This window comes from Thioclava sp. GXIMD4215 (genome assembly GCF_045291555.1).
GTDB lineage: Bacteria > Pseudomonadota > Alphaproteobacteria > Rhodobacterales > Rhodobacteraceae > Thioclava > Thioclava litoralis.
Window position 1 is genome coordinate 46,272 of sequence record NZ_CP149516.1, and the last position, 23,706, is coordinate 69,977.

The window sequence follows — 23,706 nt, forward strand, 5'->3', positions numbered from 1 at the left end:
GATCAGGCCGCCTGATAGGTGCCGTCGTCTCCGGCTTCGGCTTCGGCACGGGCGTGACGCCTGCGTTGCGCGATCATCGCCGCGATCCGGCCCATCGCCATGCCACGCATCACCAAAGCCGTAGGAAGGAATGCCCATAGGATCACCAGCCAGATCAAAGCATGCGGGCTGCGCGGCATCACCGAAACAAACGCAATAGAGACCAGCTTCAGCAGCACCGGCAGCAGAAAGGGAAGAACCACACCGACACTCGCATTCACCCAAGAATCGCGGCGCAACCTGTCCACCACATCCCCGCCCATCGTCGGATCGAAGGTCGGCAGATTGACCCAGACATTGAACCGCTCCTGCCGGTTGGGCCATCCCAGCGCATGAATCGCCACAAGAAAAGCCCCGATGCCCGTCAGGCACACCATGCTTGCAAGCCCCGCAAGGCTTTGCAACACCCCCAAACGCGATTGCGCCGCAGCGGGCAGAACCTGCATCAGAAGCCGCAAGGGGCTATAGGGGAAATCCAGCAGACCGCCGAAAGCATGCCCGAGCGCCAGCAAAAGCCGGTTGAAGGTGCTGGGCACCGCAGGGGCGATACTGGCCAGAGACAACAGGATCACCAGCCCGAAAAACACCAGAAAACGGATGCGGTTATAGGGCGCGGCATCGCGGAATTCGACAAGGCAGGGATAGACGGAACTGTATTCGAACACGGTCAGCCCTGCGAGAAACAAGGCGACAAAGGCCACGACCTGCATCGTATCGGCCCCTGCTCCGGGCAGAAGAAGCGCCGGAACACAGATCACGAATGCCAGTAATAGCGCCCGAAGACTGGCGCCGAAGATACGTAAAACCACTGCCCTGCCCTCTGGTCCGGACAACCGCGATACACTGTCGGGGTTTTATACCGGATCTGGATACTGCCTTAATCTTGCCATGATTTTGCCCAACTTCGCCACGTTTGGCAATCCGGCCGTGAAAATGCAGCCTATTTTCACAAAGCATCGGCCTTCCTGCCACAGCGGACGCGCCTCAGGCCTTATCCGGTTTGACGTCATCTGCCGCATGGCAAAGAGGGCCTCTCTGCCTTGAGCGTCTTTTGCAGTGCCTTCCGGCACAGGATGTAAAGCGTTGTGCCCGACAGGATCAAAAGACCGCACAGCACCAGCAACGGCAGCCCCAGAAACAGGAAATCTTCCCGCGAGCCGACAAACAGGGACGCGACCCCGATATGCTGACAGTGCCCCGACACGCTGGCAAACCCGCATGCCAAGCCAAGAACATAAACGCAGAAAATACAATCGGCCCCCGCCAATACGGCATTCAGGACCACCCAGATTTTCAACAGCCGGATTTGCAATTTCAATATACCTCCTCGATAGGCTCAGAAATGAGACGCATAAAATAATCGCCTGAGCCGTTTTGTAGAAATGGCGGACCGGGAACAGGGATTTTGTCGCGGCACGACATCCCGTCCACCGCCGCCATCCGAGAACAACCGGCCAGATCGGTCTAAATATTGAACATAAACGCATAATTGCGCGCCGGTTTACGAAAACCCTTGGCATATCAACGGCGGCCTCCGGCCAGCGAAACGCTCTGTTTTACGCTTTTTTTCACATAGCCGACATGCACCTGATGCAAATATTTTCACCCACACTCTACATTTCAGGCATTTTTCTTAATCAATCGATCAAACATCCACCCCGCCTTCGGCTTGACAATCGGCTTCAGGCCCGACGTTTTGCTCGGGATGACTTATTGAATAAAGAGACAGTTGATGACGACGGACACTCTGGAATCCTTTCTGGGAACAGTCGGGGGCATCGTATGGGGCCCCTACCTTCTTATCCCTCTCCTTCTGGGAACGGGTATTTTTCTCACCTTCCGACTGGGCGCGTTGCAGTTTGTCCGTCTTGGCGCGGCGCTGCGCCTTGGTCTGTGGCGCCGTCACGATCATGGGGCCGAAGGGGATATCAGCCAGTTTCAGGCGCTGACCACCGCAATGGCGGCCACTGTCGGCACCGGTAACATCGTGGGGGTTGCCACCGCCATCAGCGTGGGCGGCCCGGGGGCGCTGTTCTGGATGTGGGTGACGGCCCTGCTGGGGATGGCCTCGAAATATTCCGAAGCCTTCTGCGGTGTGCGCTTCCGCGTCACCGATGCGGCGGGCGAGAAATCGGGTGGCCCGCAATATTACCTCGAACGCGGCATTCCGAACGGGTTCGGGAAATTCCTCGCCATCGCATTCTCGATCTTCGCGGTCTGCGCCTGTTTCGGCATCGGCAATATGACGCAGGGCAATTCCATCGCCTCGAACCTCGACCAGAGCTTCCATATCCCGACATGGATCTCCGGCGCGGTGCTGGCGGTGATGACGCTGGTTGTTCTGGTGGGCGGGATCAAGTCCATCGGTCGGGTGACGGCGGGTCTGGTGCCTGCGATGATCGTCTTCTATGTGCTGGGCGCGCTGTATATTCTGATCGCCAATGCGGGCACCATTCCGGCGGCTTTGGCCGAGATCTTCTCGGACGCCTTTACCGGCTCGGCGGCCACCGGCGGGTTCCTGGGCTCGACCATCATGATCGCTGTGCAATTCGGTGTGGCACGCGGCATTTTCTCGAATGAATCCGGCATGGGGTCGGCTGCGATTGCCGCAGCTTCGGCCCAGACCAGCCACCCCGTCCGGCAAGGGCTTGTCTCGATGACACAGACCTTTATCGATACGATCATCGTGGTCAGCTGCACCGGTCTGGTGATTGTCACCACCGGCGTCTGGAACCAGCTCGACCCCGTGACCGGCGAGCAGATCTCGGCGGCCGTGATGACCGCCCGCGCCTTCTCCCACGGGCTGCCGGGAAGCTGGGGCGACTGGATCGTGACCTTGGGTCTTGTGCTTTTCGCCTATTCCACCATCCTCGGCTGGGCCTATTACGGCGAACGCAATATCGAGCGGCTCTTCGGTCGCCGCCTTGTCATGCCCTTCCGCGTGCTGTTCTCGGCCATCGTCTATATCGGCTGCACCATGCAGCTGGGTGTGGTGTGGAACTTCTCGGATGTGATGAACGGGCTGATGGCCATCCCGAACCTGATCGGCCTCTTGATCCTGTCGGGGCTGATCGCCCGCGAAACGCGCCACTACCTGCGCCATGATCCCAAGCTGGAGGCCAACCAGCACGAGATCGAGGCCTTCATGCAGGGTCAGCCCGGCTGGGACGAGTGGAAAGCCTCAGATCATACCGTGCATCGCTAAGGAAAGGGGGCCGCTTGGCCCCCTTTTTCATCTGCGGGTGATGCCGCTCATCGGTGCGATTTTCGACCCGTCCGAGAAACGGTGCAGCCGGAAGGGCGTGGGGTCCACAATGGGCGGATGGCCGGTCATCAGATCGGCCACCAGCCGCCCCGCTCCCGGACCAAGCCCGAAGCCATGCCCCGAAAATCCGGTCGAGACAAACAGCCCCTTGACCCCGTTCTTCACCCCTTCGGTGCCGGAGATCACAGGGATCACATCGGGCAGCACGTCGATAATCCCCGCCCAGCGTTGTTCGATCTTCATGCCCTTCATCTTTGGCCAGCGGGCCGAGACCTGTGCAAAGACCTTATCGATAAAGGCGGTCTCGGGCTGGGGGTCCATGATGCGGGTCTCCTCGAAGGGGGTCACATCATTGGCGCTCCATTTGCGCTTGGTCTTCAGCCCGTCCACAAAGGCCGAGCCAAAGCCGAAACGCAGCCCGCGCCATTCGTTCTTCAGCGCCGGAAGGAAGGCGCCGAACAGGCGGAAGCTATCAGGGGTGATCTCGTAGCGGCTATTGGCGGAAGAGGCGATGGTATAGCCGCCGTCCATCCGGCGCCGCATGGCGAATTCGCGGAACTTGATCGTGCCTTCGGGCCCGCCCTCCATGGGGGAGGTCCGCAGCACGGTGTTCTTGGTGCGCAGCTGCGGCAGGTAGATGCCCATATTGTCCAGCATCAGCCGCGACCAGATACCCCCCGCCAGCAGCACCTGCGAACAGGCGATCCGCCCGTGTTCGGTGATCACACCCGTCACGCGGCCATCCTTGACGTCGATCATCCGCACCGCCGTATTCTGATGCACGCTGCCACCACGGGCCTGCACCGCGCGGGCCACGGCAGGCGCGGCCTTCTGCGGTTCGGCGCGGCCATCCTTGGGGTTGTGAAGCGCGCCCTTGATCGGCAGATCCATCCCCTCGTGATCGGCCAGCGCCTCCTCACGGGTGATCATGCGCGCGGGGATCTGGTAGCTTTGCAGCAGATCAGCCCATTCCTTTTCTTCTTCCAGCACATCATCGCTGGCACAGGTATAGGTCACCCCCGACTGGCGATAGCCCGTCTCGGCCTCGACCCTCTCGTTGAGCCCCTCCCACATGCGCACGGCTTCTACCATCAAGGGCATCTCGCGCGGGTCACGATGGGTCAGCCGCACCCAGCCCCAGTTACGGCTGGATTGTTCCGCCCCGATCTCGCCCTTCTCGCAGATCGCCACCTTCAGCCCGCGGTCCACCAGTTCAAGCGCGGCACAGGTGCCCGCAATTCCACCGCCGATAATCACAACATCCACCGCCTCCGGCAGGACGGCATCGCTTTCGACCGGGTCTAGCTTCGGTCCTGGCATGGGTCTTCTCCTTAAAATCAGACGGGAACACCCCGCCTTATGCGTGGGGCGGCAGGGGCGCGCCCTGTCGCAAAGCCTTGAAATTATCGCGCAACCGATAGCCCAGAAGCGCCGCCTTGGGCGCCACGTCCATATAGCGCGGCTGAGCGCTGAGCGGTTCAAGCCGGAGGTCCAGATCGGCCTCCATCGCCCAATCCGCCAGAATACCGCCCAGCATCGACCCGGTCGGCACGCCGCGCCCCGAAAGGCCGGTCATCGCCACCACGCCGGGGGCGAGCTGATACAGGCGGGGCACGGTGAGGCGCTGCATGTCCAGCTCGCCGGTCCAGAAGAAGTCCCAGCGGATGTCCTCGCAGATCTCGGGATGCAGCCACTTCAGGCGGTCGGTCATGATCTTTGCGGTGAGCGCACGGTCATAGCCGCGCCGGACCATCGGGAACATCGAGGCCACGATGCGGTTTTGCGCGCTGTATTTATAGACGTAGATATCGCCGCGCCCGTCCTGAATGGTGGTGCGCTTGGGCAGAAGATGGGCCTGCGTTTCGGGCGACAGAGGTTGGGTCGCCGCCACAAACACCCGCAGGATGCGGAAGGTCTGGTCGAGCTTCGGCCAACCCGCCACCGTATAGGCGCCCGTGGTATAGATCACCTTCTCGGCCAGCACCCTGCCCTGCGGCGTGGTGACCGCCCATTTCCTGCCCTCGCGCAAGGTGCCGGTGACACAGCTTTCGGTGAAGATTTGCCCGCCTTCGCGCATGACCGCTCGCGCCAGCCCCCGCGCATAGCCAAGTGCATTCAGCCCGCCCGCCTCTTCGTGATACCACCCGCCCAAGAAACGCGGTGATCCGGTGATCGCTGCAACCTCGGCGCGGTCGAGCATACGCGTGCGGGCACCCACCGCGTTATACTCGGCGGCGCGTTGCTCCATCACCTTGATATGGCTGGGGAATAAAGCGCCCTGCACATAGCCGTTCTGCTCCCATTCGCAATCAATCCCATAATCGCGGATCATCGCGCCCACGCGGTCATTGGCGCGGGTCTGGCGGTGGATCAGCCGCTCGGCCCAAGGTTCGCCCAGCACGCGGCGCAGATCGGGCAGCGAATAATGGGTGAAGGTCGGCGTGCAATGGCCCGCGTTCCGCCCCGAGCCGCCAAACCCCACCTGAGCGCGCTCTAGCACCACCACGCTGACGCCCTGTTTGGCGAGCTCCAAAGCCGTGGTCAGGCCGGAATAGCCCGCGCCCACAATACAGACATCCGCCCGTGTCTCGCCTTGCAAGGGCCGCGTCTGCGGCGCGGGGGCGGCCGTTGCATACCAGAGCGTATCCTCGAAGGAGGAAAACCGGCGCATCATGCCCTCACAGATCGGTGCGGCTGTCGAAGGCGTCGCGCAGACCGTCTCCGATAAAGTTGAACCCCGCCACGGCAATGGTGATCGCCACACCGGGCACAATGGCCAGCCAAGGCGCGCTATCGAGATATTGCTGCGCACCATTGAGCATATTGCCCCAAGAGGGCAGCGGCGGCTGGATGCCATAGCCGAGGAAAGAGATATAGGCCTCCAGCAGGATCGCGCGGGCCACCGTCAGCGTGGCGGCCACGATGATCGGGCCGATGGCATTGGGCAGAAGCTCGCGGAACATGATCCAGCGCTCGGACAGGCCCAGCATCTGGGCGGCCTGCACGAAATCCTGACCCTTTAGCGATTTGACCTCGGCCTCGACGATGCGGGCCACCTCCATCCAGCTGGTCGCGGCAATGATCAGCGCGATCATCACCGGACCGGGCTGGATAAAGGCCGCCAGCGCCAGCAGCAGGAAAACCGACGGAAAGGACAGAAACGCATCGACGATCCGCATCAGCACCGCCGAGACCTTACCGCCGTAATAGCCCGACAGCACCCCGATGACCGACCCGATGGCGGTGGCAATCACCATCACCGCAAAGCCGATGGCCATAGACACCTGCCCCGCATGGAACAGACGCGCGGCAATATCGCGGCCCAGCGGGTCGGTGCCAAAGATATGCGCGCCGGTGCCGGGGGGCGCAAAGCGCGCGCGCAGGTCGATATAGAGTTCGTCATAGGGCAGGAAATGCGGCCCCGCGAAACAGGCCACGGTCAGCGCCAGCACCATGATGAGCCCCAGAAGCGCCAGCTTATGCGAGGCAAAGCGGCGCAGCGCGCGCGAGCGGAAGACTTTGGCGCGGGGCGCGAGATCAGTTGTGGTGGTGGTCATCAAAACCTCCTCAGTCCAGACGGATGCGCGGATCGATCAGCGCAACAATGAGATCGGCGGCCAGATTGCCCACCAGCACCAGAATGGCCGAGGCCATCAGCAGCCCCATCACCACCGGATAGTCGTTATAGCCAAGGCTATCGAGGAACAGACGCCCCATGCCGGGCCATGTGAAAACGGTCTCCGTCACCAGTGCGCCACCCAGCACCATGGGCAGCTGCAAGCCCGCCAAGGTGATCATCGGCACCAGCGAATTGCCCACGATATGTTTGAAAAGCACACGGCGCGAGGTCAGCCCTTTGGCACGCGCCGTGCGCACGAAATCCTGTTTGATGACGTTCAGCGTCGAGGTCCGCATATAGCGCGACCAGATCGCCACATCGACAAGCGCCAGCACCATTGCGGGCAGGATCAGGTGGCGCAGATAGTCCAGCACCGACCCATCACCCACGGTGTACATATTGCCCGCAGGCAGCCAGCCCAGATTGAGCGAGAAGACATAGATCGCGACAAGCCCGAACCAGAAGGTCGGGATCGACAGCGCGACCATGGCAAAGACCGTCATCGTATAGTCAAAGGCTCCCCCACGTTTGAGCGCCGAGAAAATCCCGATGGCCGAGCCCAGCGTCACCGAAATCACCGTCGCCGTGCCCATCAGCAAAAGCGTGGCAAAGAGATGCCGCCCGATGACCGCCAGAACGGGCTGGCCGTCGCGGTAGCTTTGCCCCCAGTCGCCCACGCACAAATGGCTAAGCCAGTCGATATATTGCACCGGAAGCGGGCGGTTCAGGCCCATCTGCTCGGCGATCTTGGCCAGCTGCTCCTGCGTCATGCCGGGGCTAAGGGCGAATTGCGAGAGCGGACCTCCGGGGGCCAGCGACAGCACGCAGAACCCGATGCAGGAGACGATGACAAGAAGGATCAGGCTTTGCCCGAGGCGGGACAGGATATAGCGCAGCATGTCGTGCCTTTCGGTTGGGGCTTCGGAAATAGGGGAAAAGGCCCCTCCGCGGATCGCGCGGAGGGACAGGGTCCGGAGGGATGCGCCCTCCGGCTGGGGGTCAGGTGCGCGACCAGTCGCGCACGTTCCATGTATCGATGCGGTTGTTCACATTGGGCGTGGGCCCTGCGACATCGTCCTTCCAGCCTTTGACAACGGCGTATTGGAACATCGGCAGGAAGGGCAGGTCATGACGCATGACGGCCTGCTGTTCCTGATAGATCTTCTTGCGGTCCTCTGGCACAAAGCTTTTCGCACCGGCCTTCAGCAGCTCGTCCACCTTCTCGCTTTGATAGGCGAAGGTGTTCTGCCCCGAACCACCCAAGGCAGGCGACATGGTGGACATGAAGTAATCCGACGTATCAGGGTCGGCGCCCGCCAGACAGTTCAGCCCCACAACCACCGTATCGAATTCCGAATTCATCCAGTAATCGCCCCACATCACGGCTGGCGGCAGGTTCTTGATCTGCATATCCACGCCGATCTCCTTGAAGGTCTGCTGGATGAATTGCTGTGCCTGCTCGCGCAGGTGATTGCCGGCGGTGGTGGAATTGGTGAAGGACAGTTTCACACCATCCTTGGCGCGAATACCATCGGCGCCTTTCTCCCAGCCTGCGTCATCCAGCAGCTTGTTGGCGGCCTCGATGGAAAACTCATGCTTGGGCAGATCGGGGTTATAGTAGAAGCTCTGCTGCGGCATATAGGTCTCGGTGGGGGTCGGCACGCCGTAGTAAAGCGCATCGATAATCGAGCTTTTGTCGATGGCCGCATAAAGCGCCTGACGCACCGCCAGATCCTGAAACTGCGGGCGCTGCATGTTCAGCCCGAAGCTTTCGAAGGTCGCGGTACCTGCCACTTTGACCACTTTGCCCGGCAGTTTCTCGGCCTCGGCCAGATGGTCGGGCGAGATATATTGCAGCCCCACCACATCAATGTCGCCCGACTTGAACTGGGTGTACATCACGTTGAGATCAGGCACATATTTGATGATCAGCGATTTCAGATGCGGCCCGTCCATATGGTAGTCGGCATTGGCCTCCAACTCAATATGGTCGCCCGCCATACGGGTCTTCCACTTATAGGGGCCGGTGCCGATGGGGCTGTTCATGAAGGGCGTATTGTTCAGATCGGCCTGACCGTCAAAGGCTGCCTTGGGGATCATATAGGTCGAGGCCAGAACGCCTGCGAGCGGCGCGAAGGGTTCGGACATGGTCCAGGTGATCTCGGTGGGCGAGACCACGGTGATGTCGCGCATGAACTTATAGCCGGTTGAGCGGAAGGACCGGAAATCGGGGTTCACGGTCAGTTCAAGGCTGAATTTCACGTCCTCGGCGGTGAAGGGCGTGCCGTCGTGCCAAGTGACGCCGTCCTTCAATTTGACCTTCCAGCTCAGCCCGTCTTCCGAGATCCCGCCATTGGCAACGGTGGGCACTTCGGCGGCAAGGATCGGGAACAGCTGGCCCTCGGGGTCGAAATCGAACAGCGTATCGAAAATGGCGTAATAAACGCCCTCATCCACCTCGATATGCGGCATCAAGGGGTTGAAAACGGTGGGTTCTTGCGAAAAGGCCAGCACCAGCTGCCCCTCGGGCGAGGCATTGGCCGCCAGCGCCGCATCCTTGCGCAGAAGGCTTGGCCCCATCAGGCCCAGCGAACCGGCCGCCCCCATCATCATCAGGCTCTGGCGGCGGGTGAATGTGGTCTTGTGATCTTGCGTCATCGTGCATTCCCTGTTGTTGGTTGCAGGCAAATCTATCCCGCTCCGCAAAGCGGGTGGCTTGCGGGGATAGGTCTGTCTGTCGAGAGTGCGGGTTGGCCCCGCTTAGGGTGTCACAGGGCGATGAGCCGCCCCCTGACGGGTTAGAAACCGCTGATAATCTCTATCTTTGTGCCATCACTGAAGCGGTTGAAACGGAAAGGCTTTGTATCGACCACGGGCGTGCGGCCGGTGACCAGATCGGCCATCAGACGGCCCGCGCCAGGCCCGATGCCGAAACCGTGGCCGGAAAAGCCGGTGGCGATATGGAAGCCGGGGATCTGGTCGACGGGCGAGATCACCGGAATGGCGTCGGGCGTCACATCAATGGCCCCTGCCCACCGCTGGGCGATCTGGGCGTCATTGAAGACAGGGAATGCCTCGCGCAGATTGGCCAGCGCTTTGTCTTGCAGATTGAACGCAGGCTTAGGGTCAAGTACGCGGTTATATTCGAAAGGGCTTGCCTCATCCAGCCGCCAGCGGTTGGGGATGCGGGCCTCGTCATAGAAACGCCCGCCAAAGCGCAACATCAGCGCCTTCCATTCGGCACCAAGCGCGGGCAGGAAGTCCTTCATATAGCGGAAGCTATCGGGCACGATATCCACGATATTGCGGAAGCCGTCGGCAATCGTATAGCCGCCATCCTGCCGCTTGCGGATCGAGAAACCTTCGGACCAGATCGCCATCTCCGGCCCGCCTTCCAGCGGCTTGGTGCGGATGACCGAGTTCTTAACCTTCAGCTGCGGCAGGCGCAGCCCGTTGTTGCGGGCGAAGAGGCTCGACCATGCGCCACCGGCCAGCACCACCTGTTCACAGGCGATCGGACCGCGCTCGGTCACCACCCCCGAGACATAACCGCCCGAGGTCTCGATCCCGCGTACGGCGCATTCGGTCAGGATATAGGCCCCACGGTCGCGGGCAGCCTCGGCAATGGCGGGGGCGGCCTTCTGCGGCTCGGCGCGGGCGTCGGCGGCGGTATAAAGCGCACCCTTCACCTTCATCTTGCAGCCCGGATTGAGCTGGGCGAATTCATCCGCCGAGATCATCCGGCTGTCGATCTGGTAATCGCGCAGGTTCTCCAGCCACTTCTCATGCTCGGCATAGGCTTTGTCATCGGCGCAGGCAAAGGCGATCCCCGACCGTTTGAAGCCCAGATCGCGGCCCGTACGCTCGGCCATCCCGTCCCAGATGCGCAGCGCTTCGGCCATCAGCGGCACCTCGCGCGGGTCGCGGCGCGTGATCCGCACCCAGCCCCAGTTGCGGCTGGATTGTTCGTGCCCGATGCCGCCCTTCTCGCACAAAGCGACCTTCAGGCCGCGTTCAACCAGTTCCAGCGCAGTCGAGGTGCCGATGATGCCGCCCCCGATCACCACCACATCCACCTTTTCGGGCAGATCCACATCCCCATGAACAGGAACAACAAAAGGACCGGGCATCAGAAGCTCTCCTCGAGCTGGCAATTCACATGAAATTCGGCGACGCTCGCCGTGTTGGGCAGGTTGATCAGCATTTCAATCACCTGCGCAAGGTCTTCGGGTTGGGTCATCGCGGCTGTGTCCCGGTCGGTCAGGCTTTGCGCCATATCGGTGGCCACAAAACCGGGGCAAATGGCGGTGGCGCGGATCCCGTCATCGAATCCTGCGTGCCGAAGCGCATGCGCCAGCCCCACCACCGCGAATTTCGACACCGAATAGGGGCCGGAGCGCGCCGATTTCACCCGTTTCCCCGAAAGCGAGCCCAAAAGGATCACCCTTCCCTGCCCCGAGACCTTCAGCCCCTCCCAAGCGGCTTTGGCCAGACGCTGCGGGCCCATCACATTCACCTGCAACAGGGCGTTCATCTCGTCATCGGAAATGCTCACCACATCCTGCGGATTGGCGATGCCCGCATTGGCCACCAGCGCATCAATCCGCCCAAAGCGTGCCAAAGCCGCCTTGGCCCAAGCGATGGCAGAGGCCGGATCGGTGGCATCATAGGCGCAGACCTGCACCCGCGCGGCATCGGCCCAAGCGGGCAAAGCGGGGCGACGCATGCCAAGGCTCAGGGCCCAGCCCGCCTCATGAAGACGCTTGGCCACCGCCGCCCCGATGCCGCGATTGGCCCCTGAAATCATCACACAACGCGGCTCAGTCATGCCAGCTCTTCCTCATATTGATATAGGCGCTTTTCAGCATCCGTTTGAATGCCTGACGCTCGGGTGCGGGGATCATATGGAAGAACTCGGCCTCCTGCGTGCGGATGATCTCGCGGACTTCTAACGACAGCGCATGGCCCTTTTCGGTGATAAACAGCGACTGGGCGCGCTGGTCATCGGGCGAGGGCTCGCGCCGGATCAGTCCCTGCTCCACCATGCGGTCAAGAATGCGACCCGTGGCCGGACGGTCGCGCATCAGCACCTCGGCAATCTCGGACGGGCGGATCGCGGGGTAGTCGTCAACCAGCAAAAGCGCGGTGATCTTGCCTTTGCCCTTGGCGATCTCCAGATGCGCCATCCGCTTGTCGAGATCGCGCGAGACGATGGAATCGAGCGAACGGATATACCAGCTGAGCGCCCCTTCCAGAATGTCGATCCGGTGCCCGCCGATGATCATGGGCGGGTCGTCATTCTCGGGGGGAAGGTCAAAATCCGCCATGTCGCTCCTTTCCGGTTCCTGCCCTCAGGGTTCCGCCATTTGCGGCCTCGGGCAAGAGGAAAGTTGTGAAACACAACGATATTGGTTGCGCTTCACAACTACTGCACGGAATTGATGCGTTTGCACCGGTTTCCACAGGGAAAGATGCGCGTCACGGATGCATTTTGTGAAACAGGCCGGATCGGGCGACGGCAGGCGCCGCCCGTAAGACGCCGCCCCTCAGGCCGCCATCCCCGGAATCGCCGAGACCAGATTGCGGGTATAGTCATGGCTCGGGTTGCGGAAGATCTGCGAGGGCGGGCCGTATTCCACCATTTTCCCGCGGTGCATCACCAGAATATCGTCGCAGATCTGGCTGGCCACGCGCAGGTCATGGGTGATGAAGACCATCGCCAGCTTGCTCTCCTGTTGCAGCCGGTTCAACAGGTCCAGCACCTGCGCCTGAATAGACACATCCAGCGCCGAGACCGCCTCATCCGCCACAATCACATCGGGATCGAACATCAGCGCGCGCGCAATCCCCACCCGTTGGCGCTGACCGCCCGAGAACTCATGCGGGTAGCGGTCAAAGGCCTGCGCCTCCAGCCCGACGGTCTGCAAGAGACGCTCGGCCTTCTTGCGCGCATCCGCATGGGTCAGCAACCGGTGCGCCACCGGCCCCACACACATCGCCTGCCCCACGGTGAAGCGCGGATTGAGCGAGGCATAGGGGTCTTGGAAGATCATCTGGATACGGGCGCGCAGGGGGCGGAATTCGGCCTCGCTCAGCGCAAGCGTGTTCTCGCCACGGAAATTGATCTGCCCGCCATCGGCGCCGATCAGCTTCATCAGAACCTTGCCCATCGAGGATTTCCCCGAGCCGCTTTCGCCCACAATCCCCAGCGTCTCGCCTTTGCGCAGGGTGAAGCTGATGTCATTCACGGCATGGACCTCGCGCATCTTGCCCAGAAACCCCGAGCGCGTGCGATAGGTCTTGTGCAGGTTCTTCACCTCCATCACCACAGGCGGCGCCTGATCGCGCAGGCGGTCTTCTTCGCGCAGCGTCGGCACGGCGGCGATCAGCTTTTTGGTATAGGGGTGAGTCGGGCGTTCCAGCACCGAACCCGCATCGCCCTGCTCGACCAGATGGCCCTTTTCCATCACGATCACACGGTCGGCAATATCGGCCACCACACCGAAATCATGGGTGATAAACATCACCGACATATTCTTGCGCCGCTGCACCTTGCGGATCAGATCAAGGATCTGCGCCTGAGTGGTCACATCCAGCGCGGTGGTCGGCTCGTCGGCGATCAGGATATCGGGGTCCAGCGCCAGGGCCATCGCGATCATCACCCGCTGACGCTGCCCGCCCGACAGGCGGAACGGGTATTGATGCTGGATCAGCGCAGGGTCGGGCAGGCCTACCTCGGTCAGCATCTCGACCACCTTTTGGGCGCGGCTGGCCTTATCGCCCATCTGATGGGTGTCCAACACCTCGCGGATCTGGTCGCCGATGGTCATCAAAGGGTTCAGCGCCGAGAGCGGGTCCTGAAAGATCATCGAGACCGCCCGCCCGCGCATCTTGCGGAATTCGGATTCGGGCTGTTTCAGCAGGTCCTTGCCGCGAAAGGTGATCTCGCCCGCGCTGACCGTCATCACATCGGGCAGAAGCCCCATCACCGTGCTGGCAGTCACCGATTTCCCCGAGCCGGATTCCCCGATGATGCACAGGATCTCGCCCTGCAGGAGGTCAAAGCTGATATTTTCCACCGCAAAGCGCCGGTCCAGCGCTTTGGGCAAAGCCACCGAGAGGCCGCGCACCGAAAGCACAGCACCCGAGGGCGTTGGTTGAGACGTCATAGTTTGTCCAGTCGTTTGTAATTATTATAGGGGCCTAGCTTCGGGCCAGAACGACCGGAGCGGCAAGCCCTATACGGGATCTGCGCCAGAACCGGACCGGAAACGCTAATAATGAAGGCAGATCACAAGGCTCGCGCCCAAAAAACGACCACCCCAACCGGATCACATCAGGTCGCCGTCGGGCCGGACCAGCGGCTCGACGGCAGGGAGAGTTTAGCCGACCAGATCGACCCCGCCATCGACCGCAAGGGTCTGGCCGGTAATGAAACCATTCTGCATCAGGAACAGATAGGCCGAAGACACCTCTGCGATCTCGGCAGTGCGCCCCAACGGGATGAGATCCGAGAAATGTTGCTTGGTCTGCGCCACCTCCGCCTCCGACATACCACGCCACAGCGGCGTGACGGTCCATGTCGGCGACACCGCATTGACACGGGCCTTCGGAGCCAGTTCCACGGCCAGACCACGCACCATCGTCGAAATCGATTCATTGCCGACAATCGCGCCCGACGCCCCTTGCGGACGTCCGCCGGACCCCGCCGTGAACGTCATGCTGCCACCTTGCGCGATTTTTGGGGCTGCCGCGCGGGCAATGCGCAGATTGGCAAAGAGCTTCTCTTCAACCGCGCGATGGATCGTTTCATAATCGGCAGAGAGGAACCCGCCGCCCATAAAGCCGCCCGCCATCGAAACCAGATGGTCGAACTGCGCGATCTGGTCAAAGAAGCTGCTGATCGAAGCCGGATCGGCGGCATCCAGCACCGCCCCCGATACCGTATGCCCCGCCGCGCCCATCTCTGCGATGACCGCATCAAGCTTGGCACGATCCCGTCCGGTGATCGTCACCTTTGCCCCAAGCTCTGCCGCCGAAAGGGCGGTGGCTTTCCCAAATCCCGACGTACCGCCGATCACAACGACGGTTTTTTGCGCTAAAGTCACTGGATATTCCTTTTTTCAATGCCTCGTGCAGGTCGCCGTTGCGACCCGGACAAAGGCTGGACACGCCCCGCACGGGCCACTGTGTCCGTGCGGTAAAGAGGCCGAATTACGGCTGGAAGCTTCCGGCAAGGGCGGCAGCCGTGGCCTGATCATCGTCACCGGACGAGCCGCTCACACCAATCGCACCGACAATCTGCCCGTTATAAAGGATGGGCATCCCCCCTTGCAGCGGGAGAACATTCGGCACGGTGGCCATCGACGGGCTGCCGGAATTGATCATATCCTCGAAGCCTTTCGACGGCCCCTTGAGAAACGCCGCCGCATGGGCCTTGCCGATTGCGACATCGACGGTCACCAGCGCCGCCTTATCCATACGTGCGAACGCCACCAGATATCCGGCACGATCAACTACCGCAAAGCTGAGATTCTTCTGTGCCTTGAGTGCCTGATCCACGCCTTTCTGGACCAGTGCCTGTGCGGCGGATACCGAGATATCCGCGCTTGTTACGATTTGGGTTTGCGTCATTTGGTCACCATTCTGAACAGTCTGGCCTTGCGCGGCAGCATCTGTTGCCGCAGCCAGAGAAAAACACAAGGAAACGGCCCCGAGGGCCGGAGAAATCCGGAAAAGAGAGATCATGTCGTTCCGATATTATCCTTTTTTGCAGATGCGCCGGCACCGGTTTCGGGCCGCCCCACCAACGGGTCCGCATTCTCGATGAGACGCCGGAGCATCGCACCGAATTGCTGCACCTCCTCAGAACCGAAGCCCTGCAAATGCTGGTTGATCACATCGATGGCGACCGGCTTGAGCGCAGGATACAGCGCCGCCCCTTTTTCGGTGAGCGACAGGATGATCATCCGCCCGTCGTTCGGATCCGGGGCCTTTTGCACCAGACCGAGCTTGATCAGACGATCAAGCATCCGCGTCATGGCGCCGCTGTCATAATCCAGCCCGCGACACAGTTCGGCGGCGGTGCGATTGGCGCCCCCGCCAATGCGGATCAAGACAACAAGTTGCGGCCCGCTGATCCCGAGGCTTCTGGCCCGCTTGTCGACCGCCCGTGACAAAAGCGAGGCCGCATCAATCAGCAAGCGCCCGAAATTATCCAGCGGGTCGTAATCGTGATCGGTCAGATGCGGCACGGTGGCTCCTTTCAAACGGCTGGCAGACAGTTTCCCTGCCTAGGCAGTTATTTGGTCGGGAACGGGCGAGTGTCAAGAAACCGCGCCGCCCCGAATATAAGGAAATCTTGCACCGCCTCTGTGCAAATTTGCACCCACCCCCACCAAGGCGCCCCGCAGCGTGGGGCGCATCACAGCTCTAGGACACCTGCGGCGCAATTCCACGAAACAGCGTATCAAGAACGAAATCCACCCATGCCACCAGCGCCTCATGGCTGGGCGTTTCGGGGGGAGATTGCGTCAACAGCCGCACCTGCCAATCACCCCGCAACATACCGGCATAAAGCGGTGCCAGACGGGCCACCTTGTCAGCGCTCAGGGCAAGCTCTCCGCGTTCGGTCGCGCGGGTCAGGAGGGCTTCGATCAGGGTCTGGAAGGTCAGCGGGCCAGACTGGAAGAAGATCCGGCTAATCTCTGGAAATCGAACGGTTTCTGCCACTGCTGCACGATGCAGCGCCAAGGAGGACGGCGCAAGGATAAGGTCGAGATAGGCCACCGAGACCCGATGCAGGGACATGCGCAGATCGTCGCGTTCGCTCGGCAGCCCCTCGAGCCGAGACATATGCGCCGAACATTCGGTCTGCAACACCGCCTCGAACAGCGCCTCTTTCCCCGGAAAATAGGAATAGACCGTCGATTTCGAGACCCCTGCCCGTTGCTGGATCATATCGGTCGTCGCCGCCGCGAAACCATGCGTCAGAAAGACCTCGCGCGCGGCGGCCAGAACCACACGGGCCTTTTCCGGCATTTCGGGCTTTTGCTCTGCATGCGTCATTTCTGCCATTTGGCGGACCTCGTCGAAAAAATCCCGAACAAGCATACTCGACAATTTGGGAAACGAAAGATAGTACCGCTCGGTACGGTTCAAAATCGAACCGAGCGGTATGGTCAGGATTCGCCTTGCCATATCGGGATGTCCTTTGCCATTGAGAACGAGCGCCATGCCTGCTGATTTTGCCACTTCCGGGAGACCCTCCCTGTTTGCGGGGTTGAAAACTTACGGCCCCTACCGCCCTTCCTTGCTGCTTGCGCTCAGCCTCGGTCTGGCCGGATGTGCCGCACTGCCCTCGAAGACCGACCCGACACCCGATCTGGCCATCCGTGCCGCCTTTCTGGCCGAAGCGACCACAGGCAGCCCGTGGTGGCAGGGCTTCAAGGACCCGACACTGGACCAGCTTGAACAGCGCGCGCTCCAAAACAACCTGACCCTGCAGCAGGCGGTTGAACGCATCGTGCAGAGCCGCCAGTCGATCAAGATCGCCAATGCCAGCCTGCTGCCCAGCCTGTCGGCAGAGGGCTCCGTGCAGCGTGGTGCATTCAGTGCCTATGGGGCCGATGTCGCCGCAGGGGCCAGCCCGCAGACAGCCGATGTCTGGGATCTGGGCGTGCAGACCAGTTGGGAGGCGGACCTCTTCGGGCGGGCACGTAACACCAAGCAATCGGCACGGATGCAGGCCCTGTCCGCAGAAGACGAGATGCGTGGCGCGATGCTTGCGCTCACGGCAGAGGTGGCCTCGACCTATATCCAGCTGCGCGCCGCCCAGCAGGATGTCGTGACGATCCGTGAAACGCTGGATGTGGCCAACCACGCCGTCCGCATCGCCCGTGCGCGGGTCGATAACGGGATTTCCAGCGATAAGGATATCGCCTCGTCACGCGCCCAGCTTGCCGATGTGCAGGCCCTGCTTCCGCGCGCCGAAGCCAAATCCACCCAGCTTATGAACAGTCTCGCGGCGCTGTTGGGCCAGCCCCCCCACGCGCTGGATACGCTGCTTGGCAAGGGGGGCAGGATCCCGACGCTGACCCATACCCCGCCCAGCGGGCTGCCCTCCGATCTGGCGTTGAAACGCCCCGATGTGCATGCGGCAGACGCCAATCTGCATGCGGCCATCTCGCAACGGCAGGCTGCAAAAGCCGATTTCTATCCGAGCTTCTCGATCAGCGCGCGGGCCGGCAAACAGGCCTTCGACCTGTCCGATTTCGATGCGTGGAACGCGCGCTATTTCGGCATCGGCCCGACCGTCAGCCTGCCGATCTTCTCGGGCGGCAAGATCGTGGCCAATTACGAACTCTCGCGCTCGCGCGAAAGAGCGGCGGCCAGCGCCTATCAGGAAACGCTGATCCGCGCATGGGAAGAAATCGCCAATGCGATGACCAGCGAGCGGAAAGAACGCCAGCGCCTGTCCTATCTGCGCCAGTCCGTCACCTATTATCAGGCCGAATTGCATAGCGCCGAACGCAATTACGAGGAAGGTCTGACCGAATATCTGCCGCAGCTCGTGGCGCAACGCGATGTTCTGACCAGCCGCCGCGCCCTGACCGAAGGACAGGCATCGGCCAGTATCGCCGCCGTCAACCTGTTCCGTGCCATTGGCGGAGATTACCGCCAACACCCGCCGCTTGCCAGCGCGCAGGCCCAGACAAAGGGCCAGCAGCCCGCCCGAAGCGGGGCCAAAACGGGAGCGGATAAATGACCGGCGCACCGGCAATGGCCGGACCGGGGGGGCAGGCACCGGCAGGCGGCCCGCCGAAAGGTCCGGGCGGCCCGCCGCCCTTCACCCGCCGCACCGCCGCGGCGCTGGCGGGGATCTTGCTGGGAGCCCTGATGTCGGGCGTCAATAACCGTGTGGGGGCCTTGGCCCTGACCGATATCTCGGCGCAGGTCGGCGCGGCATCGGATGCGGCCTCATGGATCGAAACCAGCTACACCGCCGGAGAGCTGCTGGTCATGCCCTTTGCCGGATGGTTCGCCATCACATTGGGATTGCGGCGCTTTCACCAGATCGCGCTGGCGATCTGCTGTTTCATCGCCATCCTGCTGCCCTTCACCCTGAACCTGCAACTGTTCATCGGCCTGCGTTTCGTGCAAGGCATGGCCGCGGGCTGTCTGGTGCCGGTGCTGATGATGGCGGCTCTCAAATTCATGCCCGCCAATATCCGGTTGCACGGTCTGGCCCTGTATTCGATGACCGCAACCGTCGCCCCCAATATTGCGGTCAGCTTTACCGCCTTCTGGCAGGGCGAGGCGCCGCTCTGGCAATGGCTTTACTGGCAGATCATCCCTGCGGGGATCTGCGCTGCGGCACTGGTTCACTGGGGCCTGCCCAATGACCCGATCATCTGGCCCCGCTTCCGGCAGGGCAACTGGCTGGGCATGAGCCTGGGCATTCCGGGCCTCGGCCTGCTGGTTGTCGCCCTGACCCAAGGCAACCGTCTGGAATGGTTCGAAACCCCCTTCATCACCTGGAGCCTATGCGCCAGCGTGCTGTTGATCCTCGCCTATATTGTGACCGAGTGGCGCCATAGCGCGCCTTTTATCAAACCGCAGCTTCTGGCGCGGCGAAACCTGTGGCTGGGCTTCTCGCTTCTGCTCTGCGTGCTGGTACTGATGCTCTCGGCCAGCCTCATTCCGGCAACCGCTCTGGGCGCGCTGCACGGGTTCAAGGCCCTGCAGGTCGCACCGCTCTCGCTGATCGTGGCCGTGCCGCAGGTGCTGGTGGCCCCCGCCGTGGCGCTGCTGCTCTATCGGAAATGGATCGATGCGCGTCTGGTGCTCAGTACGGGGCTGATCTTTATCGGCATCGCCTGCTGGATCAACAGCCGCATCACCGCGACATGGATGGCCGACCAGTTTGTTCTGGCGCAGATCCTGCAATGTCTGGGGCAGCCGATGTTCATCGTCTCGCTGCTGTTTCTGGCAACCTCGGTGGTGCATCCGATGGAGGGGCCCTATATTGCGGGCACCGTGAACACCATCCGGGCTTTCGGCACCACGCTGGGCTCGGCGCTGATCGAGAAATTCCTCGAATATCGCGAGGCCTTCCACGCCGAACACATGCAGGATTCCATCGGTCGTCTGACCTTGCCGATGCAGGAAACGACGCGCGATCTTTTCGCCGTGGTGCCACAACAGGCGCTGATCCTGTCCAGCGCGGATGTGCTGATCGTTTTGGGCAGTTTCGCCTTCCTGCTGGCCCCTGTCGGATTGCTGCTCAAGCATATTCCGGCCCCAGATCTCAGCAAAGGCCCGCCCCCCGCTCCTGTCGCCCCGCGCCGCGATGCGCCCCCTCCGGCGGCCTCCGCCCCCGTCACGTCCTGAACCGGCATAGAAGCCGCCTCTTCCAACTAGGTCCGTTGCAATGTTCCGCTCTAAAAACATCCTGATTGTCGCCTGCATTCTATGCGCTCTCGGCGCAGGCTGGATTATTCTCAACCGTCCCGCCAGCCAGTCGCGTTGGCAGGTCACCGATGATGCCTATATCAATGCCGATATCGTCGCCCTCTCTCCCGAGGTGAGCGGCCGCGTCACCGAAATCGCCGTGCAAGAGCATGAAACCGTGCATAAAGATCAGGTGATCGCAAAGCTTGATGACCGCGATTACAAATTTGCCGTGGCCGCTGCACAGGCCCAGCTTGATACCTCCGATGCGGCTCTGGCCGCATTGACCGCGCAGATCGCCCAGCAAAAAGCCGCCATCGAGGAAGCCAGCGCCCAGACCACCGCCGCGCAGGCCAATCTGGAGCTGGCCCGTTCGGATGCCAGCCGCTATGCCAATCTGGCACAGGACGGCTCCGCCAGCCAGCAGGCGCGCGAGACGGCACGCACCCATGTGACGACAGCACAGGCCGAACTGGCACGCTCGCAGGCCGCGTTGACACAGGCGAAGATGCAAAGTCAGGTGCTGCAAGCCAAACAGAACGAGGCCAGCGCCGCGAAAGCCAGCGCGCAGGCCGCGCTTGACAAGGCCAAGCTGGATCTGGACCGCACCGTGATCCGCTCGCCGATCGAGGGGATGATCGGCGTGCAAAGCCTGCGGATGGGCGCGCTTGTGGGGCCGCAAACTGTGGCATGCCTCGTCGTGCCGCCGCCGCAGGATCTGTATATCGACGCCAATTACCGCGAGACCCAGCTTGACCATATGACGCTTGGACAGCCGGTCAATATCGAGATCGACGCCCTGCCCGATACGACCTTCACCGGCCATGTCGCCTCTATCGCCCCCGCCAGCGGCGCAAGCTATGCCAGCCTGCCCGCCCATAATGCCACCGGCAATTTCACCAAAATCGTGCAACGCCTGATCGTTCGGGTCAGCATCGATCCGGACAATAGCGCGATCAACCAGTTGCGCGCGGGGATGTCGGTCGTGACCAGGGTCGATACCGCCAAGCACTGAGACGACAGCAGGCAGGCATCACGGTGCCTGCCTTTTGCATGGGCTGTGCAGGCATGCACCCATCGGGCGAGGAGAAATCCCGCGCATGCACTTTACAGGCTGTTCGAACCGGCGTTAAAAGCCGGAGCCTACCCAGCCCAGCCACCCGACCGTTGCGGCCTCCGGCCCTGTTCCGGACCCCCGCCCTAACGGAATCCGGCCAGCCAGCTTCCTGTCACGCATTACAAGGCCTGCAAGAGTTCATGACGTCCCAAACCTCCAATGATATCTCCACCGGCTGGCTGCCCCCGCATCTGCGCCGCGTTTTCTCGGGGCTGATCGTGGCAATGGCGCTGGCCGCGCTAGACCAGAGCATTGTCAACACCGCCCTGCCGCGCATGGCCAGTGATCTGGGCGGTCTGGCCCATCTCAGCTGGGTCGTCACCGCCTTCATGCTGACCAACACGGTCTCGACGCCGATCTATGGCAAGCTTTCGGACATGTTCGGGCGGCGCGTCTTCCTGCTGGGGGCGGTGATTGTGTTTCTGGTCATGTCGATGCTCTGCGGTGTAGCGCAATCCATGGGCCAGTTGATCGCCTTCCGCTTCCTGCAGGGGATCGGCGCGGGTGGGGTGATGACGCTCAGCCAGACCGTGATCAGCGATCTGGTCAGCCCCCGCGAGCGGGTGCGCTATCAGGGGCTGTTCTCGGGGGCCTTCGCCTTTGCCAGCCTGACGGGGCCACTGCTGGGCGGGGTGCTGACCACGCTGCTTTCATGGCGTTGGGTCTTCTATATCAACCTGCCATTGGGCATTCTGGCGCTGGCGCTCCTATGGACGGCCCTGCCGCCCTCGCCGCCGCGCCGTAGCCACAAGATCGACTATCTCGGTGCGGGCCTGCTGATTATCGGCGCCTCGGCGCTGCTGCTGCTGTTCAGTCTCGGCGGCTCGCTCTTCGCATGGGGGTCGCTGACAAGCCTGATCCTCGGGGGGATCGCCCTGCTGGCTCTGACGCTGTTCTTCTGGACCGAATTGCGCGCGGCCGAACCCATCATCAACCTGCGCCTGTTCCGTATCAGCGCCTTTGCAACGGGCATTCTCACCATGTCCTGCATGGGGTTTGCGATGATGAGCGCAATGGTCTTCCTGCCGCTCTATTTCCAACTCGTGCTCGGGCTGAACCCCGCACAGGCAGGGGCCATGATGCTGCCGCAGGTGATCGCGATGCTGCTGACCTCGACCTTCGGCGGCAAACTGTCCTCCGATCTCGGACGTCCCAAAATCTTCATGGTTGCAGGCATCGCCTTCGAAGCCGCAGGGCTTGGCATGCTTGCCGTTCTGGCGATGACAGGGGCCGCCTATCCCGCATTCTGGCTGGCTCTGGCGCTTTTGGGAACGGGGATGGGCATCGCCATGCCCAATGCCACGGCCATCGTGCAGAACTCGGTTCCGAAAGACAGCATGGGCGTCGCGACATCGACAATGGCCTTCCTGCGCTCGATGGGCGGCACGTTGGGGGTCGCCGTGTCGGGGGGGGTGATGGCAATGGGGCTGTCCTCGAACCTGCGCGCCTTGGGGGGCGATATCGACGTGCAGGCCATCATCAATGGCGGCATGGAGGCGGTCAATACCCTGCCCGCCACATTGCGCCCCGAGATTGACGAGGCTTTCCGGCAGGCAATCACCGCAGCGTTCGAGATGGGCGGCATTGTCATGAGCGTGGCACTGGTCGTGGCCCTGACCCTGCGCGGCACGGCCTTCAAGCCCCGTCCCGCAGAGCCGCCGCGCGACTGACCCGGCACGCCGGGCATCTTCCGACCCAGAGCCCAAGGGGCGGCGCAGGCTGTTTTGGCGACTCCGTCGGGCGGGGCCGCAAGCGGCGCGATATCCCCCCAACCGACGCAATCCCCGCAGGCCTGCTGGCTCCGCGCACATGGAAACGCCGCGCAACCCGAAGGCTACGCGGCGCTGTCTTTGTCTTTGGGACAGGTCCGCTTTAGCGCAAAGCGAAATACCGCGCGGGGTCCATCATCGTCACCCGCACGGCCACCCGTACCTGCGCGGCGGCGCTGAGCATATCCTGCAGCTTCAGGGCGGCGGCCCGCACCTGCTCCAGACTGCGCTCGGGCTTTTCCAGCACCCGCAGATCCGCCGAGGCCTGCGCCTGATCGGGCAGCCCATAGACCGGAACAAGGGTCAGATGGCAAAACTCCATCGGCACCGAAAGCTCGCGGCAGAGCATCTGCCGGATTTCGGGCAGCGCCGCTTCGAGGGTCGAACCGCATTCGGTCCAGAGATCATGTGCGATCTGCATCGACATCAGGGGCATCGTTTTTCT

Annotated in this window: 21 protein-coding genes; 5 read left to right on the forward strand and 16 right to left on the reverse strand. The window is 62.1% G+C overall.

Annotated elements, in window-relative coordinates:
* Nucleotides 1–2 precede the first annotated feature (2 nt).
* Nucleotides 3–848: a hypothetical protein gene (locus WDB86_RS14735; RefSeq protein WP_341485838.1), complete on the reverse strand. Its 846-nt coding sequence runs from the start codon at nucleotides 846–848 to the stop codon at nucleotides 3–5.
* Between the two features lie 197 nt (nucleotides 849–1,045).
* Nucleotides 1,046–1,357, reverse strand: coding sequence for a hypothetical protein (locus tag WDB86_RS14740; RefSeq protein WP_341485839.1), 312 nt, complete (start codon nucleotides 1,355–1,357; stop codon nucleotides 1,046–1,048).
* Nucleotides 1,358–1,771: 414 nt separating this feature from the next.
* Between WDB86_RS14740 and WDB86_RS14745 the strand changes: the two genes are divergently transcribed.
* Nucleotides 1,772–3,244: a sodium:alanine symporter family protein gene (locus WDB86_RS14745; protein ID WP_330646938.1), complete on the forward strand. Its 1,473-nt coding sequence runs from the start codon at nucleotides 1,772–1,774 to the stop codon at nucleotides 3,242–3,244.
* A gap of 27 nt (nucleotides 3,245–3,271) precedes the next feature.
* On the opposite strand, the gene WDB86_RS14750 is transcribed toward WDB86_RS14745, so the two are convergent.
* The 13 genes from WDB86_RS14750 to WDB86_RS14810 form a co-directional block, all read right to left on the reverse strand.
* The gene (locus tag WDB86_RS14750; RefSeq protein ID WP_341485840.1) at nucleotides 3,272–4,624 is read right to left on the reverse strand and encodes an FAD-binding oxidoreductase; all 1,353 of its coding nucleotides are present in this window, start codon (nucleotides 4,622–4,624) and stop codon (nucleotides 3,272–3,274) included.
* A gap of 37 nt (nucleotides 4,625–4,661) precedes the next feature.
* The gene (locus WDB86_RS14755; RefSeq protein ID WP_341485924.1) at nucleotides 4,662–5,975 is read right to left on the reverse strand and encodes an FAD-binding oxidoreductase; all 1,314 of its coding nucleotides are present in this window, start codon (nucleotides 5,973–5,975) and stop codon (nucleotides 4,662–4,664) included.
* Nucleotides 5,976–5,982: 7 nt separating this feature from the next.
* Nucleotides 5,983–6,861, reverse strand: coding sequence for an ABC transporter permease (locus WDB86_RS14760; protein WP_330646936.1), 879 nt, complete (start codon nucleotides 6,859–6,861; stop codon nucleotides 5,983–5,985).
* 10 nt (nucleotides 6,862–6,871) lie between these two features.
* On the reverse strand, nucleotides 6,872–7,822 hold the full coding sequence (locus WDB86_RS14765; protein ID WP_341485841.1) for an ABC transporter permease: 951 nt from the start codon (nucleotides 7,820–7,822) through the stop codon (nucleotides 6,872–6,874).
* A 100-nt stretch (nucleotides 7,823–7,922) separates the two neighbouring features.
* Nucleotides 7,923–9,581 (reverse strand): peptide ABC transporter substrate-binding protein, encoded by a 1,659-nt coding sequence (locus tag WDB86_RS14770; RefSeq protein ID WP_341485842.1) that lies wholly within the window; start codon nucleotides 9,579–9,581, stop codon nucleotides 7,923–7,925.
* A 140-nt stretch (nucleotides 9,582–9,721) separates the two neighbouring features.
* On the reverse strand, nucleotides 9,722–11,053 hold the full coding sequence (locus WDB86_RS14775) for an FAD-binding oxidoreductase (protein ID WP_341485843.1): 1,332 nt from the start codon (nucleotides 11,051–11,053) through the stop codon (nucleotides 9,722–9,724).
* Nucleotides 11,053–11,751, reverse strand: a complete 699-nt coding sequence (locus WDB86_RS14780; protein WP_341485844.1) for an SDR family NAD(P)-dependent oxidoreductase — start codon at nucleotides 11,749–11,751, stop codon at nucleotides 11,053–11,055. Before WDB86_RS14780 ends, WDB86_RS14775 begins: the two co-directional genes overlap by 1 nt.
* Entirely contained in the window at nucleotides 11,744–12,250 is a 507-nt protein-coding gene (locus tag WDB86_RS14785) for a MarR family transcriptional regulator (RefSeq protein WP_330646931.1), read from the reverse strand. The genes WDB86_RS14780 and WDB86_RS14785 overlap by 8 nt, the downstream gene beginning before the upstream one ends.
* A gap of 219 nt (nucleotides 12,251–12,469) precedes the next feature.
* Nucleotides 12,470–14,092 carry an ABC transporter ATP-binding protein gene (locus WDB86_RS14790; protein ID WP_341485845.1) on the reverse strand — a complete coding sequence of 541 codons (1,623 nt, stop codon included), beginning with the start codon at nucleotides 14,090–14,092 and terminating at the stop codon, nucleotides 12,470–12,472.
* Nucleotides 14,093–14,305: 213 nt separating this feature from the next.
* Entirely contained in the window at nucleotides 14,306–15,031 is a 726-nt protein-coding gene (locus WDB86_RS14795; RefSeq protein ID WP_339109717.1) for an SDR family oxidoreductase, read from the reverse strand.
* A gap of 106 nt (nucleotides 15,032–15,137) precedes the next feature.
* Complete coding sequence (locus tag WDB86_RS14800) at nucleotides 15,138–15,557, reverse strand: heme-binding protein (protein WP_341485846.1); 420 nt, start codon at nucleotides 15,555–15,557, stop codon at nucleotides 15,138–15,140.
* A gap of 110 nt (nucleotides 15,558–15,667) precedes the next feature.
* Entirely contained in the window at nucleotides 15,668–16,177 is a 510-nt protein-coding gene (locus tag WDB86_RS14805) for a MarR family transcriptional regulator (protein WP_341485847.1), read from the reverse strand.
* Nucleotides 16,178–16,355: 178 nt separating this feature from the next.
* Entirely contained in the window at nucleotides 16,356–17,000 is a 645-nt protein-coding gene (locus WDB86_RS14810; protein WP_339109719.1) for a TetR/AcrR family transcriptional regulator, read from the reverse strand.
* A 157-nt stretch (nucleotides 17,001–17,157) separates the two neighbouring features.
* Here WDB86_RS14810 and WDB86_RS14815 point away from each other — a divergent pair, with 157 nt between their 5' ends.
* From WDB86_RS14815 to WDB86_RS14830, 4 genes are all read left to right on the forward strand, one after another.
* Nucleotides 17,158–18,690 (forward strand): efflux transporter outer membrane subunit, encoded by a 1,533-nt coding sequence (locus tag WDB86_RS14815; RefSeq protein WP_406737079.1) that lies wholly within the window; start codon nucleotides 17,158–17,160, stop codon nucleotides 18,688–18,690.
* Nucleotides 18,687–20,315, forward strand: a complete 1,629-nt coding sequence (locus WDB86_RS14820; protein ID WP_341485849.1) for an MFS transporter — start codon at nucleotides 18,687–18,689, stop codon at nucleotides 20,313–20,315. Before WDB86_RS14815 ends, WDB86_RS14820 begins: the two co-directional genes overlap by 4 nt.
* A 40-nt stretch (nucleotides 20,316–20,355) precedes the next feature.
* Nucleotides 20,356–21,390 carry an HlyD family secretion protein gene (locus tag WDB86_RS14825; RefSeq protein WP_330646919.1) on the forward strand — a complete coding sequence of 345 codons (1,035 nt, stop codon included), beginning with the start codon at nucleotides 20,356–20,358 and terminating at the stop codon, nucleotides 21,388–21,390.
* A 242-nt stretch (nucleotides 21,391–21,632) separates the two neighbouring features.
* Nucleotides 21,633–23,162 (forward strand): MDR family MFS transporter, encoded by a 1,530-nt coding sequence (locus WDB86_RS14830; protein WP_341485850.1) that lies wholly within the window; start codon nucleotides 21,633–21,635, stop codon nucleotides 23,160–23,162.
* Nucleotides 23,163–23,364: 202 nt separating this feature from the next.
* Here WDB86_RS14830 and WDB86_RS14835 read toward each other — a convergent pair whose 3' ends face one another.
* Complete coding sequence (locus WDB86_RS14835) at nucleotides 23,365–23,697, reverse strand: hypothetical protein (RefSeq protein ID WP_330646917.1); 333 nt, start codon at nucleotides 23,695–23,697, stop codon at nucleotides 23,365–23,367.
* Nucleotides 23,698–23,706: the final 9 nt, after the last annotated feature.